This window comes from Silvanigrella paludirubra (assembly GCF_009208775.1).
GTDB classification, from domain to species: domain Bacteria; phylum Bdellovibrionota_B; class Oligoflexia; order Silvanigrellales; family Silvanigrellaceae; genus Silvanigrella; species Silvanigrella paludirubra.
The window spans coordinates 475,705-492,834 of the sequence record NZ_WFLM01000001.1 but is presented as its reverse complement, the minus strand read 5'-3'; the positions used below and the strand labels follow the sequence as shown (position 1 = coordinate 492,834).

The following is a 17,130-nucleotide window of genomic DNA, read 5'->3' as shown; positions in this document are numbered from 1 at the left end:
GATACTAGATTGTTGCTTTTATACCATATTGGCTTTTATCAACACGTTTCTTCCGAAGATAAGCCTCTTCAATCACTTCTTCAATCCATTCCTTTCCTAAAACACCTTCATGCTCCCACAATTTGGGAAACATACTGATGGAAGTAAGGCCTGGTAATGTATTAATTTCATTAAATATAAAACGGTTGGTTTTTTTGCAATTCCAAAAATCTATCCGGCATAAACCAGAAATGCCTGTTACATTGGCAATTTTTTTTGCAGATTCTTGCAACTCAATCATTCTTTCATCTGATAAACGGGCAGGAATAAAAAGTTCCGCCTCTGAACTATTGGCATATTTTTCTTCATAAGAATAAAAATCTTTTGGCGCAATTTCACCCGCTTTTGTCACTTTAGGAGAATAAGCTGTACCTAAAAATGCACATTCTACCTCAGTTCCCACCATAGGCTCTTCAACTAATGCTTTTTGATCAAAAGCAAGAGCTTCTTTTACTAGTTTTTCTAATTCTAAACGATCTTTTGCCCTTCCTGTGCCAACCGCAGAACCTAGAGAGTTTGGTTTTACAAAACATGGATAGCCTATTGATTTTTCTATCCGTGATATTGTTTTTTCTTTTTCTTTTTCAAATCCTTCAGCCTCAATGAGCTCATATTTTGCAACAGAAACACCCGCATCTCTTGCAAGTCGTTTTTGAATGTCTTTATCAATTCCTACAACACTTGAACGCATATCGCAGCCTACATATGCTACTTCAGCTAATTCAAATAGACCTTGCAATCGACCATCTTCTCCATTTTGTCCATGTAAAACAGGAAAAAAACAAGATGCATCTAAATTTAAAATACGAAATTGATCTGTTTGGCCAGAATCAGAATAAGAAAATTGTAAAGGTTGTTTTTGAATTTCATCTTTTATATAAGGTAACAAAAGTGTTTTTAGATTTTTTCTTCCCGCTAATGAAACAGGAATACTTCCTTTGACAATAATTGCAAGATCTTCAACTGTAACATTTACAAAATCACTTGCTTTAAATGTACCTGACAAACTATAAAACATGCCATTTCGATTGATTCCAACAGGAATCATTTTATATTTTTCAGGAATATTTTTTAAAATAAAAAGAGCGGATCTTAATGAAATTTCATGTTCACTGGATCTTCCGCCAAACAATACAGCTACTACTTTTTCCTTATTTTCATCGCGTTCCATTTTTTCTCTCCCTCTTTTACAAAAATCATACACCCAAATTGGAAAATACACTTACCCCACTTGAATTGAAACTGAACAAGGGTTATGAAAAAATAGATAATACAAATGTATGGTATCCTTCCCAAAGGAAGCATACTACACAAGTACCTGGTTGCACGTTATCGAATACCTATCTATATCTAAGCATGTGCAATTTATCTTTGCAATAAAAGGAGAAGACCATGTCGGCTGTTGAATCGAATGCGAATAAATTTAAGGCTCTCGAAACCTTATTCCAATCTGTAGAAAAACAATTTGGGAAAGGCACGATCATGCGCCTTTCCGATGAATCAAAAATTGCTCAGGAAATACAGGTAATCCCTACAGGCTCTATTAGCCTTGATGTTGCCCTTGGCGTGGGCGGCATTCCAAAAGGGCGTATTGTCGAAATTTATGGGACGGAGTCCAGTGGTAAAACAACACTCACGCTACATGCCATTGCCGAATGCCAAAAAAAGGGAGGTATCGCTGCTTTTATTGATGCCGAACATGCTCTTGATGTTGGTTATGCACGTAAAATTGGTGTAAACACTTCTGATCTTCTTGTTTCCCAACCCGACAATGGAGAACAAGCACTTGAAATCGTTGATATGCTTGTTCGTAGTGGCGCAGTGGATCTCATTGTTGTCGACTCCGTTGCTGCTCTTACTCCAAGAGCAGAAATTGAAGGCGAAATGGGCGACAGCCACATGGGTCTTCAAGCACGTCTTATGAGCCAAGCACTTCGTAAGCTGACAGGAAGCATTTCTAAAACAAACTGCTGCGTTATTTTTATCAACCAAGTTCGTATGAAAATTGGAGTTGTATTTGGCAATCCCGAAACAACAACGGGTGGCCAAGCGCTTAAGTTTTATTCCTCTGTACGCCTAGAAGTCCGTAGAGCGGCTGCCATTAAAAATGGAAATGACACCACAGGGCATCGCACAAAAGTAAAAGTTGTAAAAAACAAAGTGGCAGCGCCATTTAAAGAAGTTGAGTTTGACATTATGTTTGGACAAGGAATTAGCAGAGAAGGAGATCTTCTTGATCTTGCTTCTTCACCTGATGCCGAAATCATTCAAAAAAGCGGAACTTGGTTTACTTACAATGGAGAACGCCTTGGACAAGGAAGAGAAAACGCAAAAGAATATTTGCGAGAACACCCAGAGACATTAGCAAAAATAGAAACAGCTGTTAGAGCGCGCGCTAATTTAATTAAAACAGCAACATCCTCTGACAGTGAAAGCTCTTCAGAAGAATCCGGTGTAAAATCCCTTCCAGGAGCAACACAAGTTCTTCCTTCTTCACAATCTACACCAGCAAAACCTGGACGCCGCGGTGCCGGGGCGACAGCAACTGCAGAATAAAAACTTATCCCACAGGCTCATAAAATTTTTAAAGGTAACAAGAATATACTTGTTACCTTTAAACATAAGCGCAATGTATAAGGGTTTTTATAAACAAGCCCTATTTTTTTCTAAATTTAATAATTTTATTTTTCTATCAACTCCACCAGCATAACCCCCCAAAGATCCGTCAGAAGCAATCACACGGTGACAAGGAATAATTATACTAAATGGATTTTTTCCATTTGCATTACCTACTGCTCGAAACGCTTTTTCATTGTCAATCTGTTTCGAAATTTCAAGATAAGAAAAAGTAGTTCCATAAGGAATCTTAAGCAATTGGTTCCAAACTTTTTTTTGGAAAGGGGTACCTACTATATCGAGATCTAAATTAAATTCACGACGATGACCCGAAAAATATTCCGATAGCTGTTTTTCTGTTTGAGATAAAATATAATTTATTTTTTCATTTTTATAATCATGAAATTGATAGGGTTGTTTTTGCCAATAAACACCTTTTAAACCTTTTTCTGAAGCAACAAGATAAAGATCTCCAATTAGGGAATTTATTTTTGTTTGCAATAAAATCATGTCATTAATCTCCTTCTTTCTGAAGATAGAACAGAAATTAATACAGGATTTCTATTTTATTTGCAAATATAAATTAAATATAATGAATTCATTTAAAAATAGAAAGAGAGAGGATTCAAAATAAATTAAAAGAACATTCCCACGGTAAAATTAGCTGTATATAAAGAATAAGACCCTTCACCTCCCGCATATTTGTTACCTTTACTATCTGTTGCATTTTGGTAAACCATATAAGCATTCGAATAATAACCGCTAGGACCAAGATATAATCCAGTGTTAGAATCAAACATAATTTTAAAAAGTAGACAAAGGCCAATCCCATAATTTAGATTATGGATAATATAAGGTGAATATGTCTGTTGGAAAGTTGCGGTTGTCGTTGTTTGAAGCCAAGTATCATAAAATGAGTAATAGGCATAGGGATTAATTAAAATGTCTAATAACGAAGTTGTGAATTTGTAACCAAAATCGAGTCCAGCTAAAAACGAGTCATATTGATGACTAAATGAAACTTGAGATTGAGTAGAAGGAGGATCAAATGTCGCATAATCATATTTAGCACCCAGACCAACATAAAAATCTTTTGAAGTCATAAACGGAACAAGCAACTTTATTCCAGCTTCGTAACCAGTGTATGTGTTACTTTGAATTTTAATTGCAGTATAACCGCCACTTACTAGTAAATCTATTTTGCCGCCACCAGAACTAGAAAATTCCTGAGAAAAGCAGATATTAGCACTAAAAAGCATATTAATGTATATAAATATTTTATGTAAATTAATAAAAAACCTCCATAAATTATCTTATTAAATTAATTTTACAGATCTAATTTTATATTAAAATACACCAGTTATAGGGAAATCAAATATGAAATTATTGCCTAATAATCAAATAAACAATGAAAAAATTTTTACCTATTTATAGTAAAATATATTTAATTCTAATTTTATTTTTACTTAAAAATAAATATTTTTCAAAAGATTATAGTTACTTAAGATTATTATAGAATGGCATCCTAACCACCATTAATCATTAAAAAGAATTTCTTATGTTTTTTATACAATTAAAACAAGCGATAAATTAACAATTTAACTTAAATAAACAAAAATAGAAATTATTATTACATGATATTATTGATATATTACAAATTTATTTAAAATAACACAAATTTTTAATTGATTTAATTAAAATATAAATATAAAATAGGAAAATTATATACTATTATATAATTATAAAGGAGAACTACATGATTAAATACTATATATTTTTATTAATTTGCTTAGCTTTTTTTGCATCTCATAAAAATACAAACTTCATACAAATAGATAAAAAAGAAATACAAAAATAAATTTTATTTCAAAATTTATTATCTATAAAAATAAAAACAAAGGAGATAAAAGTTTTATCCCCTTTGTTTCTTTTAACACCCAAAAAATCATACACTTAAAATCACAAAACAATATCATATAAATAAATTTGATTAAATCATCCATTTTATGTATTAGTTATAAAATAAAAATGAATTCTAATATCATTCATTTTTATTTTATAACTAATATTTAAACTTTAAGTTGATTATATGGAAAATAATAATTTAATAATAGCTACATTTCAAGGAAAAATTAAAGAAAAAAATTTAAATTATAATCAAAATAAAATTAAAGATTCTTTAATATTTTGCGAAAATAATCATGTAGATATTTTATGCATGCCTGAATGCTTTTTACAGGGTATTTTCGAAAATTTTAATGACGCTTCCCAAAATTCAATAAATTTGAGTGAAAAATATTTTAAAGATTTTTGTGAGAGTATTAAAAATTTTAAAACAACACTGATCCTAGGATTAATTGAAGAAGAAAATAATAAAATTTATAGCACAGCTGTTGTTATTGAAAGTGGATTATGTATTGGAAAATATAGAAAATCATATTCTCATCCACCTTTTGATTATTTTAGCTGCGGAATATCATTTCCTATATTTGAAAAAAAAGGAATCAAATATGGAATTATCATTTCTACAGATGCCTCTTTTATAGAACCTGCAAGAATACTTGCTCTACAAAATGCACAAATTATATTTTGTCTATCCTATAATAAGAACAAAAATTTTCAAACTATTTCTGAACATCTTGAAAAAAGAACGAATTACATCACAAGAGCCTACGAAAACAAAGTATGGCTTATTACAAGCGATATTATTTGGGATTTTGATGGCAAATATATTTGTTCAGGTTATGCTTCCATTTTTGATAGCCAAGGGAATTTAATTTTAAAGGGAAATAAATTTAAAGAAGAAATTTTAATTCAAAAAATTTCGTTTACTACATTAAATATTTATTCCAATGAAGTGTTTTTTTCTGGAAAATCATGCCTGATAAAGCTTATGAATTCTGCTTATAATAACTATTTTAATAATTATATAAAACAAATAAATTTAACAATCATTCAATTAAATTCACAAGATAATTTTAATAAATCTGAAATTAAATTTCACTTAAATAAGTCATTGCATTTTCATGATGAAGATAGACTCAATAAATTAATTGATAAATACACAAAAAATAAAGAATCTCCATTAAAAATGTATGCCATTTATTCTGAATTTAATTCACATATTTCATCTTCAGAAAAAGAACTTATTGGAATTCTTGCAGCACATATTCTAGATGATAAAATACTAATCAAGCATTTATCTATAAAAGAAGAACTAAGAGGAAGAAAAATAGGTTCCTATTTTTTAAACTATATTTATAACAAATTTAATAAAAAAATAGAAGTAGATACGGATGAAGAAAATGTAAATTTTTATTTAAAAAATAAATTTGAAATACACCCAATCGAAACTGAAGTCTATAACATTGTAAGATTCAAATGTATTAAAAAAATCAAATGACTAATTTCATAATTTTGAATTTTATAGCAAATAATAAAAAATTTATTATTCTCCTTAACCTATTGAAAAAATAAAAATTTAATAGTAAAACCTGAAAATTACTTTATATTAACTATTTCACTTAGGTTTTTTAAATGTTTAAAAATAAATTTATTTTAGCGATTATTGTAATTGAAATATTTATTTTTTCTGAATGTTTTTCTGAAACTAGAAAAATAAAAGAGATCGAATTTAAAGGCAATGAAAATACATCAATTGAAACTTTAAAAAGTATAACTCAATTGAAAAGTGGGGAAGAATACAATAAATCGAAAATAGATAATGCTATCCAAAATATAAAAAACACGACTGTTTTTACAAATGTAACTGCAGAAATTATTGAAGTTAAAGAAAGTAAAAATGAAATAAAAATCGTTTTTAACATGGAAAAAAAATGGACAATTATCCCTTATCTAATAGCAGGTTCTGGAGGGGGAACTTCATATTATTCTGTTGGTGTTTTTGATACCAATCTTTTTAATGAACTTTATATCGCTAATTTTAATATAAAAGTTGAAAACAATAAACCAAATTTATCGTTATCATTATTAGATAATTATGCCTTTGATAATAATGTTATAATGGGAATAATAGCTAATGTCATTAATAAAAAGGATATCTATTTTGACTCAAATAGCAAAGAAATAGGATACTTATCATTCAAAGGATCTTCTATTAATCCTTATTTTCTCTGGAAATTTACTGATTATTTTGATTATGGTGGAGGTATTTTATATCAAGAATCTAGTGAAATAAATGATATTTTAAGTACAGATGAAGTAAATATAAATCAACAAAATAATATTAAAACCCCTTATAGCTATACTACTGTTTCTTTGCAATCAAGACTAAACTTAGGCATTATTAACTTTAATGAATTAACTCAAAGTGGGGTTCAATTTACTTCATTGATAAATTCAACCGCAGGATTAAATTTAACAAATTCAAATAAAGAAGATTATAATGAAACAACAGCAACTATTTTAGGATTTTATCCTATCTCTTTCTTAAAAAGCACATATATTGCAACTCGCCTTGGATTTTATGGCACTGATTCTAATAACCCAATTAAACTCACATTCTTGGGAGGTTTAGATAAAGTTAGAGGATTTAATTATAGCCAATTTAATGGGAAAACAGCTTATTATCTCAATTTTGAATTCAGATATACTGCTTGGGAAGGTAATACTTTTGCTTTTCAAGTAGTTCCCTTTTTTGATATGGCAAATACAGGAAACGATGTGAATCAAATTATTTCCAAACAAAGCGCATCTAGTTATGGAATGGGAATTAGAATTCCATTTAAAAATATAAATAAAATAGCTGTAAGAATAGATTATGCACAAACTATTACTCCATTTAAGCTAAACGGATTAAGCTTTGGCTTAACTCAATTATTTTAAATTTTATTTTATCTTTTTGACCAAGAATTATATTATACATTAATTCCATAATATTCTTTAATTTATCACACTGTAAATCTATTTTTTTTGCAAATAAAATTAAGGTTTTCATTTCATCAAATGTTTGATTATTTATTTCACCTGCTGTATTTACCGAACTTACAACTTCAACAAAACTTGAGTTTTTTTTATTTGTATAGAGGTGTTTTATAATCGAATTCGTGCTGACTCTGCCCTTGATTATCATGCACCTTTAGAATATGAAGAAAATTATGTAATATAACAGCCTTCTTTTTAAGGATCGTATCACCTTTTCTTAGGAAAAAAGTATCATCTGTAAAGTTGGATCACGATCATAATATATAATATAAATCACTTTAAAATTTTACACTTAAACATTAATCTCATTTATCAATTGTTTATTTTTATTACATAATTTTTTCTTTTTTTAACTTTTTCAAATATTTTATTTACTAATCTTGCTCCTGGAATTTCTATAAAATTATATGAAAGATGGGATGCTACAATTAATATAAAATAATATAAACAAAGCAATAGAATCCAATGAAAATCAAAATATTTTTGAATCTTCCATGATAATACAATAATTAAAGGATGAATCAGAAATATTGAATATGCGATTTTTCCTAAATAAGATAGAAAATAAGTATTTATAATTTTACTAAGAATCGTTTTGTTATTAATACAAATACAAATTAATAAAGGATAAACAAATAAAGCATTAACAAAATCTGAACCTTCAAAATATAAGTTTTTGAAGGTCCAAATTGTTATAAGATATATCATTATTATAAGAGAAATAACATTTAAAATATAATTCGGAATCATATAAAACATTTTAAATCTAACACAGAAAAATCTATAAATTAACACTCCAATACAAAAATCCATTAAATATCTTAACATACCAGCATTAATATAAATTATACTAGGATTCGATGCAACATCAACAAAGCCTAAACCAAAAGATTTAATTATAATAAACATGCAGATTATAATTACAAACAAATATAAATATGATGATTTATTTTTCTTATACAAAAAATAAAACCAAATAGTTTCAATAATTATTTGAGCTGAAATTGACCAAGAAACATAATTCCAAGTAAGAGTCTCAGTTAATCCAATATTTTGAAGAAGAAAAAGATGAAGAAAAAAAGTAAAAATATTACTTTCAGGAGGAACCAAGTAAGATTTACCTGAAATAATATATAATATAAATAAAATTAATGTCAAAAATAATGTAATATAATGCAAAGGTAGCAATCTTGAGATTCTTTTTACAAAATAATCTTTAAAATTAATTTTTCCACTATATATTTTATCTTCATAAACTAGTGCCATTATAATCCCACTTAATATAAAGAAAATATCTAATCTAAAATTAGGGACATTAAAATTTAAACCAAAGGCAGAATTTGCATGAAAAAGAGCCATAATAATAGCTGCTATTCCTCTTAAAGAATCGATTCCGCTAATTCTTTGAGAAATTTTTATATCTTTAACTTCTTTGTTATACATTCATAATCTCATTTCATTAAAGGACACACTCTCATATACATTTTAACGACTACTGATTAATATCTTTTATTATAAATTTCAATAAATATATTGTTCTAATTTTTTTTATTAGATATTTCATTAAATTATATAATTTTTTCATTAAATTTAGTTTATCAAAAAATTAGTCTTTTTTTATTTGCTTACTTTTTCATTTCTATATTAGATATATAATTCAATTATAATCGGAGATTATATTATCAGAAAATTTTAATGCTTTTCACTTTTTAATTTTATCTTCTTTAATTTATTCAAAAATTTCTCAGAACTTCCTTATGAGTTTAAAAATAGATTTTGACAAACTCAACATTTCCATGTCTAAACAAAAATGCTGTTTTTAAATCCTCATTGAAATAATAGCTAAAGTAATTCCTTTTAGTGGACAATATGCTATAAACTTATGCGTTCATATAGAAGGGTTGTCCAATTTGATAGCTAAGGAGTTTGGAGTTTCTTATCCCTCTTTGAATAGTTGGAAACGCTGTAATGGCAAAAAGGATAACTTAAATTATTCTTTGCAAAGCAGCTCGATTAAAGTACGAGTTTATTTTGCTAGAGAAGCTTAATTATGCAATTTTTTAACTTTGTAAAGTAATGTGCATTTCTAAAAGTGGTTTTTATAAATGGTTTAAAACAACAACAAAAATTGATAAACAAGCATTAAATAGTCCAAATTTAATTTCAGGAGACTTTACCTCCTATAAACCAAATGAAATTTGAATAGCGATATTACTTATATTCCAACTAAAGAAGGCTGGATTTATTTTTGTGCATAATTTTAGATACTTTTTCAATATCCATAATAGGTTGGAGCATGCAAGATAATTTAAAAAGAGAACTTGGTTTGAATTCACTAAATATAGTATTCCAAGAATCTAGTGAAATAAACGATATATTAAATATAGATGAAATGATCTAAGCCAAAGTGGGCTTCAATTTACTTCATTAATAAACTCTACAGCAGGATTAAATTTAACAAATTCAAATAAAGAAGAGTATAATGAGACGATGTAAATCAATTTATTTCCAAACAAAGTGCCTCTAGTTATGAAATGGGAATTAGAATTCCATTTAAAAATATAAATAAAATAGCCGTAAGAATAGATTATGCACAAACTATAACTCCATTTAAGAGTGATATTTCAAGAGATGTGAGACATTCACTTTTGTTCTACCTATCATAAATATTTTGAATTTCTAGGTTTAATAATTTCATTCTTTTTCATATATTCAAAACTTATTTCAATCACAAAATGTAGCGTTTGTCATGAAACTTCACAATTTAAGCTAAACGGATTAAGCTTTGGCTTAACTCAATTATTTTAAATTTTATTTTATTTTATTTTATCTTTTTGACCAAGAATTATATTATTCATTAATTCCATAATATTCTTTAATTTATCACATTGTAAATCTATCTCTTTTGCAAATAAAATTAAAGATTTCATTTCATCAAATGTCTGATTATTTATTTCACCAGCTGTATTTACCGAACTTACAACTTCAACAATGCTTGAGTTTTGTTTATTTGTTGAATCTTGAATTTCTTTTGTATTACTTAAAATATTTGTTACTTCAGAAGCAATATCTTTAAATGAATTTGAAACATTTACTGAATTATTCTTAATTTCTCCGACACTATTATTCATTTCAAGAATTACAATTTCAGCCACTTTTTGGCTTTCAGATATTAATGTATCAATTTCATTGGCAGCTTTACCACTCATTTTCGCTAAATTACCAACTTCTTCAGCAACAACGGAAAAGCCTTTTCCTAATGCACCAGCTCGAGCAGACTCAATAGATGCATTTAAAGATAATAACTCGGTCTTAGATACAATATTATTAATTACTTTTGCTTTTGCCGAAATATCTCCTATCATTTTCGAGATATTTTGGAGATTTTCACTTGATTTACCAATCTTTCCTACAGATAGAGTCATTGTTTCTATAATTCTACTTCCCTCTTTTGTTTTATTATTTAAATGATCTACAATGCGAATACATTCATCTGCATTATTTTTAGTTTGCGCAATAATTTCTACCATTTGATCCATTTGGGATTGTATTTGAACAATCGAATCACTTTGAGATTTAGACAATCCTGATACCCTGATAAAAGAGCCACTTAGTTTTTTGTTTGTTGAATAAATATCATCGGATTGTTGCCCTATTTGAGTAGATAAAATTTGCAAAGGTTTTGATACTATTTTATTAATAATACTAAAAGACAATATCACAATTGAACAAACACAAAGAAATAAACCAAAAATTGCTGTATAGATCATTTTATTAATCTGTTTATTTAATTGGCTTAATTCTGCTTCGATTACAATAACACCATCAAAACGCGAGGTTTCTTTATCTACAATTGAAGAAATATAAACTCTCTTATTACTTTTACTTGTTAAAGCGATAACACCTTGAATCGATTTTAGATCAGAAATATTCGTATACTCAGATAAATTCAAATTTGAAGTTATTTCATTAAAATCCTTGTTATTTTTAATTTCAATACCTACAAATAGAGTCTTTTTTTCACCAAAAATAATTGCTTTAGAAATATTTTCATTTATAAATAAACCTTTAACAGAGTTAACAACATTTTGTTTCTCTAAATTATAAATATTTGCTGATAATGAAGGCTTTAAAATTAATACGGAATTACTTATAGATTTATCAAATTCATTTTGAAATTGAGATTTTGCTTCTAAAATTTCATAAATAAAATAAATACTAATTGAGACAATAACGATTGGAACAATTACAATTAGAATTTTTAAATTTAAAGATTTATTATTAAAATAATTCATCAATTAAAATTTCCTTAATTCAAAATGAATTTCTATATTTTTATCGGTATTTATAAGAAAAATATTAAGATTTTATTTTACTATTTAACTTTAAGATTTAGCTTTTTTAGAACCTGAAATAATATCATTCATAGATACTGTAATATTTGTTAACTTATTACATTGAGTGTCTATCTCTTTTGCATACACAACCAAACCATTCATTTCATTAAACGTTTCACTATTTAATGATGTTGCATTGTTTACTGAACTTAAAACTTCATTAATACTCGTTGTTTGCATAGAAGTAGAATTTTGAATATCTTTTGTATTATTAAAAATATTAATCACTTCATCAGAAATTTCTTTAAAAGAATGAGAGACATTAACTGAACTATTTTTAATATCTATTACACTATTATTCATTTGTAAAATAACACTTTCAGCTACTTTTTGACTTTCAAAAATAAGTGTTTGAATTTCTTTAGCTGCTTTTCCACTCATCTTAGCTAAATTACCAACCTCTTCAGCAACAACAGAAAATCCTTTTCCTAAAGCTCCTGCTCTAGCCGATTCAATGGAAGCATTTAAAGATAATAATTCTGTTTTAGATACAATATTATTTATGACCGCTGCTTTTGTTGATATATCTTTAATTATTTTTGAAATATCATGCAAATTTTCACTTGATTTATCTATTTTCTCAACAGCAGAAGTCATACTATGAACAATATTATTTCCTTCTTTTGTTTTTGTATTTAAATGATCTACAATGCGGTTACAATCTTCTGCATTTTTTTTGGTACTATCAACAGCATGGACCATTTGCTCCATTTGGCTTTGAATTTGATTCATACCATCACTTTGTTGTTTAGATAAATTAGAAACTTTTATAAATGAAGAATTTAACTTTTTATTTGTATCATAAATATCATCCGATTGATGGCCAACTTCAAAAGTTAAACTATTTAATGGTCTTGTAATAATTTTGTCAATTATATAGTAAGATAAAATAATAATTGATAAAATACAAATTAATGTGCCTATAATTGCACTAAAAATCATTTTTAAAATTTGTTTGTTAAGTTGATTAATGTCAGCCTCTACAACAATAACTCCATCAAATCTTTTAGACTCAACATCTATTATGCTAGACAAATATACTCTTTTATTTTGTTTATTTGTTGAAATCACAACACCTTGTATGTTTTTTAAATCATTTTCAGTTGTATAATCAGCTATATTTAAATCTAAAGGCATTTCAACTAATGTTTTATCTTCTTTAAGTGATAAGCCAATAAAAGGTGACTTTTTATCACTAAAAATTACTGATTTAATAATATTTTCATTTATAAAAAGTCCTTTTATAGAGTTTAGTACATTTTGTTTCTCTAAATTATATATATTTGCCGACAAAGATGGCTTTAATATTAAAACAGAGTTTATTATTGTTTTATCAAATTCATTTTGCAATTGTTTTTTTGTGTCTAATATTTGATAAACAAAATAAAGTCCAATCGTTACAATAGTAATAGGGATGATAACATATAAAATTTTTATATTTAAAGACTTGTTCTTTAAATCCATCCCTCTTTTATCCTTTCAAAACGATAGCGTCATATAAATATCGGTTTAAAAAATAAGATATTTATTTAATTTTATGAGTACTGGAATAAAAAATATTTATAATACAATAATATCATATATTTAAAAGGCATTGCTATTTATCATTGAACAGTTAAATAATCGGAGGTAGGTTATAATATTTTTAATACCTTTAAAAATAACTTTATTATAAAATATCATCATCTTATAAACAGTTAAAATAAAAAGATTATTTTAATATTATATCATAAAAATCAAGGATTTTTACCCGTATACTTTTTTATAATTGAATTATATTGAGCTGTTTTAGTAAATGAATCTATAGCTTTTTTTACTTTTTTGATAATTTTTGGATCCGTTGATTTTGCAGTTGCGATATAATTTTCTTCTGTTTCTATTTTTTTTCCAAAGTCAAACAAGGATAAATCTACTTTCTGATCTCTCAAAAAAGAATAGGCTCCAATAGATGTTGTATACCATGCATATATTGTTTTATCTTGAAGATCTTTTAAATTGATATAGTCATGTGGAGCCGATCGAATATCTGATTTATTTAATCCATTTTTAGGATTTAATAATGATAGTTCATATGATGTAGCCAATAAAACACCAATTTTTTTATTTTTAGCTTCACTAATTGAATTAATAATTTTAGAACCCTTATAAGTTACAAAGATAGTATCTGCATTATATAATTTTGCACTCCAAATATAATTATTTTCTCTCTCTTTGTTTCTAGTAAAAGGGATAATAAAAGTTTTTTTATCTAAATTTTCTAGACATGACTCTTGCGCTCTTTTCCAAGGCATCCAAATCACTTTAAAAGAAATATTATTTTCTTTTAAAGCTTTAGTTATAATTTCACCTGCAATTCCGCCAATCTCTTTTTCTCCCCATTTTTCTGTCTTAGCTGGAAATTCTTGGGTAATAATTGTAACATCTTCTGCATATATATTTTTAATTGATAAAAAATTTAAAACAAACAAATAAACTATAATTCTATTTATAAATTTATTATTTATTTTTTGTTTTAACATTTTTTAATCCTTTTCAATTATTTTAATTGATAATATTTAAGTTAATTTTTTTTATTTTAAATATTATCAAATATAATTAACTATTTTCCAGTATATTTTTTTATAATTGAAGAATATTCAGGAGTTTTCTTGAAACTATCAATTGCATCTTTTACTTTTTTTACTAAATTAGCGTCCGTATTTTTTGCTGTAGCAATATAGTTTTCTTCTACATCTACTTTATTTCCAAATTCAAATTTGGATTTATCAATTTTTTCAGATGAAAAAGTGGCAATTGCTCCAATTACACCAGTATACCAAGTATTAATTTTCCCAGCCTCTAATTTTTTAGCATTTGTCACATCATTTGGAACAGCTTCTATATCTGTACTATTAAAACCATTTTTTGTATTTAATATTGCAGTTTCATAAGATGAACCTAATAAAACTCCAATTTTTTTCCCTTTAGCATCAGCCATTGAATTTATTTTTGCTGATCCTTTTTGCGTAATAAAAATAGTTTCTGCATCATAAAGTTTAGAAACCCAATTATATTTGGGCTCTCTTTCTGCATTTCTTGTAAAAGGAATAATAAAAGATTTTTTATCTGAATTTTCTAAAGTTTCTTCTTGAGCTCTTTTCCAAGGGAGCCAAGACATTTTAAACGATATTTTTTTAGCTTCTAAAGCTTTTGTAATTATTTCTCCGCCAATACCTCCAACTTGATTTTCACCTAGTTTATCTGTTTTAGCTGGAAGAACTTGTGTACAAATTGTGATGTCCTCTGCCTTTGCTGATAGAGATAAAATAAAAGATACTGAAATAAATGTTTTAAAAATTGTTGCTTTATTAAGAAAAAAATATGTCATGTAAAATGTCCTTATAAATAAAAATAATCAAAACTATTTTCCTGCATATTTTTTTATAATTGCAGAATATTGTGGTGTCTTTTTAAAACTTTCAATGGCATCTTTTACTTTATTTGCAAGTTCTGCAGGTGTATCTTTTGCTGTCGCTATATAGTTTTCTTCACGATCTATATTTTTACCAATTTCAATTTTTGAAATTGAAATTTTTTCTGCTTTTAAAACAGCAATACCACCAATTACTCCCGTATACCAACCGTATATTTTACCAGCTTCTAATTTTTTTGCATTTGTCGCATCATTTGCCACTGCTTCAATATCCGATTTTGTTAACCCACTCTTTGCGTCTACTATTGTACCTTCATAAGAAGACCCAAGTAACACGCCAATTTTTTTCCCTTTTGCATCAGCTAAAGAATCTAATTTATTTGTTCCTTTTAACGTTAAAAATGCTGTATCGGCATCATAAATTTTAGCAACCCAATTATAACTAGATTCCCTTTCTGCATTGCGAGTTAAAGGAATAATAAATGATTTTTTATCGCTATTAGATTGTGTCTCTTGTTGAGCTCTTTTCCAGGGTGACCAAGCCATTTTAAATGTAATTTTTTTAGCTTCTAAAGCTTTTGTAATTATTTCTCCTGCTATCCCACCAATTTTGTTTTCACTTACTTTATCTGTTTCAGATGGAAAATTCTCTGTCATAATTGTTATGTCTTCTGCATAAGCTGCCACTGTAAAAAACAAAGATACTGACATCGAAATTTTCAAAAATAAATTTTTCTTGCTTGACATATTCAATACCCCTTTAAATTAAATTCCTTTACAATTTAACAGTTCTTTATTTAATTCAAAACTACGAAGTCAATATATTGTCTCAAAAATAGGATTCATAATTTTGTCTTATTATTTCAAATTATTTAGTAATATACTTCTCTACAATTTCAGAATATTTTTTTGTCTTTTTAAAATTTTCAATTGCATTTTTTACTTTATTAATAAGAAGCGAAGATGTGCTATTTGTTGTTGCAATATAATTATCTTCTTTATCTATCACATTTCCATATTCAAATTGATTTCTATCTAATTTTTCAGTTTTTATAAAAGCATTGCCACCAATAATGGCATCATACCAAGCATCTATTTCACCTGTTAAAAGTTTTTTAGCATTTAAATTATCATAAGGAACTGAAGAAATTTCATTTTTAAACGCAGCTCCTTTAGCATTTATTATTTTTTGTTCATAAGAACTTTCAAGAAGAACTCCTATTTTTTTCCCTTGAATTTCTTTTAAAGAGTTGATTTTTTTATTTCCTTTTTTTATAAAAAAAACGGTATTTACTTCATAAATTTTTGAAACCCAGTTGTATTTAGCTTCTCTTTCTGGATTTCTAGTGAGAGGAACGATAAAAGATTTTTTATCTTTATTTGCCTGAACCTGTTGTTGAGCAACTTTCCATCTTGACCATATCATTTTATAACTTATTTGATTCGTTTTTAAGGCTTCGGTTAAAATTTCTCCACCAACACCACCTATTCGATTTTCGCCTAAATTTTCTATTTCAGAAGGAACACTTTCGGCATAAATATTTATATCCTCCGATTTAGCTTCCAGAGAAACACAACTTAAAAAGGCAAACAGAATGACATTTACTGCTCGAGGTGTTTTTATCATAGTCTCTATTATCCTTAAAATATCGATTTTCAATGCTTATTTCATTTTACACTTTAAGAATTGAGACTATAGAAATACGGAGTCAATACATTGTC

At 27.0% G+C, this 17,130-nt stretch carries 16 protein-coding genes; 5 read left to right on the top strand and 11 right to left on the bottom strand.

Annotation, left to right across the window (positions count from 1 at the left end; translation table 11 throughout):
- Window positions 1-4: 4 nt before the first annotated feature.
- Window positions 5-1,210 carry a D-alanine--D-alanine ligase family protein gene (locus tag GCL60_RS02285; protein WP_153418245.1) on the bottom strand — a complete coding sequence of 402 codons (1,206 nt, stop codon included), beginning with the start codon at window positions 1,208-1,210 and terminating at the stop codon, window positions 5-7.
- A 221-nt stretch (window positions 1,211-1,431) separates the two neighbouring features.
- Between GCL60_RS02285 and recA the strand changes: the two genes are divergently transcribed.
- Window positions 1,432-2,595, top strand: coding sequence for a recombinase RecA (gene recA, locus GCL60_RS02280; RefSeq protein WP_153418244.1), 1,164 nt, complete (start codon window positions 1,432-1,434; stop codon window positions 2,593-2,595).
- Window positions 2,596-2,682: 87 nt separating this feature from the next.
- Here the strand turns inward: recA and GCL60_RS02275 are convergent, their stop codons facing one another.
- Both GCL60_RS02275 and GCL60_RS02270 read right to left on the bottom strand, forming a co-directional pair.
- A complete protein-coding gene (locus GCL60_RS02275) occupies window positions 2,683-3,165 on the bottom strand; it encodes a methylated-DNA--[protein]-cysteine S-methyltransferase (RefSeq protein ID WP_153418243.1) in 483 nt (160 codons plus the stop codon).
- A 125-nt stretch (window positions 3,166-3,290) separates the two neighbouring features.
- On the bottom strand, window positions 3,291-3,914 hold the full coding sequence (locus tag GCL60_RS02270) for a hypothetical protein (protein WP_153418242.1): 624 nt from the start codon (window positions 3,912-3,914) through the stop codon (window positions 3,291-3,293).
- A gap of 830 nt (window positions 3,915-4,744) precedes the next feature.
- Between GCL60_RS02270 and GCL60_RS02265 the strand changes: the two genes are divergently transcribed.
- Complete coding sequence (locus GCL60_RS02265; RefSeq protein ID WP_153418241.1) at window positions 4,745-6,058, top strand: nitrilase-related carbon-nitrogen hydrolase; 1,314 nt, start codon at window positions 4,745-4,747, stop codon at window positions 6,056-6,058.
- 134 nt (window positions 6,059-6,192) lie between these two features.
- Window positions 6,193-7,500: a POTRA domain-containing protein gene (locus GCL60_RS02260; protein WP_153418240.1), complete on the top strand. Its 1,308-nt coding sequence runs from the start codon at window positions 6,193-6,195 to the stop codon at window positions 7,498-7,500.
- Here GCL60_RS02260 and GCL60_RS02255 read toward each other — a convergent pair.
- Together GCL60_RS02255 and GCL60_RS02250 are read right to left on the bottom strand one after the other, a co-directional pair.
- Entirely contained in the window at window positions 7,457-7,747 is a 291-nt protein-coding gene (locus GCL60_RS02255) for a hypothetical protein (RefSeq protein WP_153418239.1), read from the bottom strand. The genes GCL60_RS02260 and GCL60_RS02255 overlap by 44 nt on opposite strands.
- Window positions 7,748-7,911: 164 nt before the next feature.
- Entirely contained in the window at window positions 7,912-9,042 is a 1,131-nt protein-coding gene (locus GCL60_RS02250) for an acyltransferase family protein (RefSeq protein WP_153418238.1), read from the bottom strand.
- Window positions 9,043-9,509: 467 nt separating this feature from the next.
- Between GCL60_RS02250 and GCL60_RS02245 the strand changes: the two genes are divergently transcribed.
- Both GCL60_RS02245 and GCL60_RS02240 read left to right on the top strand, forming a co-directional pair.
- Window positions 9,510-9,647: a hypothetical protein gene (locus tag GCL60_RS02245; RefSeq protein ID WP_153418237.1), complete on the top strand. Its 138-nt coding sequence runs from the start codon at window positions 9,510-9,512 to the stop codon at window positions 9,645-9,647.
- A 200-nt stretch (window positions 9,648-9,847) separates the two neighbouring features.
- On the top strand, window positions 9,848-10,000 hold the full coding sequence (locus tag GCL60_RS02240; RefSeq protein WP_153418236.1) for a hypothetical protein: 153 nt from the start codon (window positions 9,848-9,850) through the stop codon (window positions 9,998-10,000).
- Window positions 10,001-10,415: 415 nt separating this feature from the next.
- On the opposite strand, the gene GCL60_RS02235 is transcribed toward GCL60_RS02240, so the two are convergent.
- The 6 genes from GCL60_RS02235 to GCL60_RS02210 form a co-directional block, all read right to left on the bottom strand.
- Window positions 10,416-11,894 (bottom strand): methyl-accepting chemotaxis protein, encoded by a 1,479-nt coding sequence (locus tag GCL60_RS02235; RefSeq protein WP_153418235.1) that lies wholly within the window; start codon window positions 11,892-11,894, stop codon window positions 10,416-10,418.
- Between the two features lie 90 nt (window positions 11,895-11,984).
- Complete coding sequence (locus GCL60_RS02230) at window positions 11,985-13,460, bottom strand: methyl-accepting chemotaxis protein (protein ID WP_153418234.1); 1,476 nt, start codon at window positions 13,458-13,460, stop codon at window positions 11,985-11,987.
- Window positions 13,461-13,732: 272 nt separating this feature from the next.
- Window positions 13,733-14,515, bottom strand: a complete 783-nt coding sequence (locus GCL60_RS02225) for a substrate-binding periplasmic protein (RefSeq protein WP_153418233.1) — start codon at window positions 14,513-14,515, stop codon at window positions 13,733-13,735.
- Between the two features lie 80 nt (window positions 14,516-14,595).
- A complete protein-coding gene (locus tag GCL60_RS02220; protein WP_153418232.1) occupies window positions 14,596-15,363 on the bottom strand; it encodes a substrate-binding periplasmic protein in 768 nt (255 codons plus the stop codon).
- A 33-nt stretch (window positions 15,364-15,396) separates the two neighbouring features.
- A complete protein-coding gene (locus GCL60_RS02215) occupies window positions 15,397-16,155 on the bottom strand; it encodes a substrate-binding periplasmic protein (RefSeq protein WP_153418231.1) in 759 nt (252 codons plus the stop codon).
- A gap of 121 nt (window positions 16,156-16,276) precedes the next feature.
- Window positions 16,277-17,035, bottom strand: coding sequence for a substrate-binding periplasmic protein (locus GCL60_RS02210; RefSeq protein WP_153418230.1), 759 nt, complete (start codon window positions 17,033-17,035; stop codon window positions 16,277-16,279).
- Window positions 17,036-17,130: the final 95 nt, after the last annotated feature.

Bases quoted from the DNA above. Each gene is read 5' to 3' on its own strand.
- GCL60_RS02215 (WP_153418231.1), bottom strand. From the start codon at position 16,155: ATGTCAAGCAAGAAAAATTTATTTTTGAAAATTTCGATGTCAGTATCT.
- GCL60_RS02285 (WP_153418245.1), bottom strand. From the start codon at position 1,210: ATGGAACGCGATGAAAATAAGGAAAAAGTAGTAGCTGTATTGTTTGGC.
- GCL60_RS02270 (WP_153418242.1), bottom strand. From the start codon at position 3,914: ATGCTTTTTAGTGCTAATATCTGCTTTTCTCAGGAATTTTCTAGTTCT.
- GCL60_RS02220 (WP_153418232.1), bottom strand. From the start codon at position 15,363: ATGACATATTTTTTTCTTAATAAAGCAACAATTTTTAAAACATTTATT.
- GCL60_RS02230 (WP_153418234.1), bottom strand. From the start codon at position 13,460: ATGGATTTAAAGAACAAGTCTTTAAATATAAAAATTTTATATGTTATC.
- GCL60_RS02255 (WP_153418239.1), bottom strand. From the start codon at position 7,747: ATGATAATCAAGGGCAGAGTCAGCACGAATTCGATTATAAAACACCTC.
- GCL60_RS02225 (WP_153418233.1), bottom strand. From the start codon at position 14,515: ATGTTAAAACAAAAAATAAATAATAAATTTATAAATAGAATTATAGTT.
- GCL60_RS02260 (WP_153418240.1), top strand. From the start codon at position 6,193: ATGTTTAAAAATAAATTTATTTTAGCGATTATTGTAATTGAAATATTT.
- recA (WP_153418244.1), top strand. From the start codon at position 1,432: ATGTCGGCTGTTGAATCGAATGCGAATAAATTTAAGGCTCTCGAAACC.
- GCL60_RS02235 (WP_153418235.1), bottom strand. From the start codon at position 11,894: ATGAATTATTTTAATAATAAATCTTTAAATTTAAAAATTCTAATTGTA.
- GCL60_RS02265 (WP_153418241.1), top strand. From the start codon at position 4,745: ATGGAAAATAATAATTTAATAATAGCTACATTTCAAGGAAAAATTAAA.
- GCL60_RS02275 (WP_153418243.1), bottom strand. From the start codon at position 3,165: ATGATTTTATTGCAAACAAAAATAAATTCCCTAATTGGAGATCTTTAT.
- GCL60_RS02210 (WP_153418230.1), bottom strand. From the start codon at position 17,035: ATGATAAAAACACCTCGAGCAGTAAATGTCATTCTGTTTGCCTTTTTA.
- GCL60_RS02250 (WP_153418238.1), bottom strand. From the start codon at position 9,042: ATGTATAACAAAGAAGTTAAAGATATAAAAATTTCTCAAAGAATTAGC.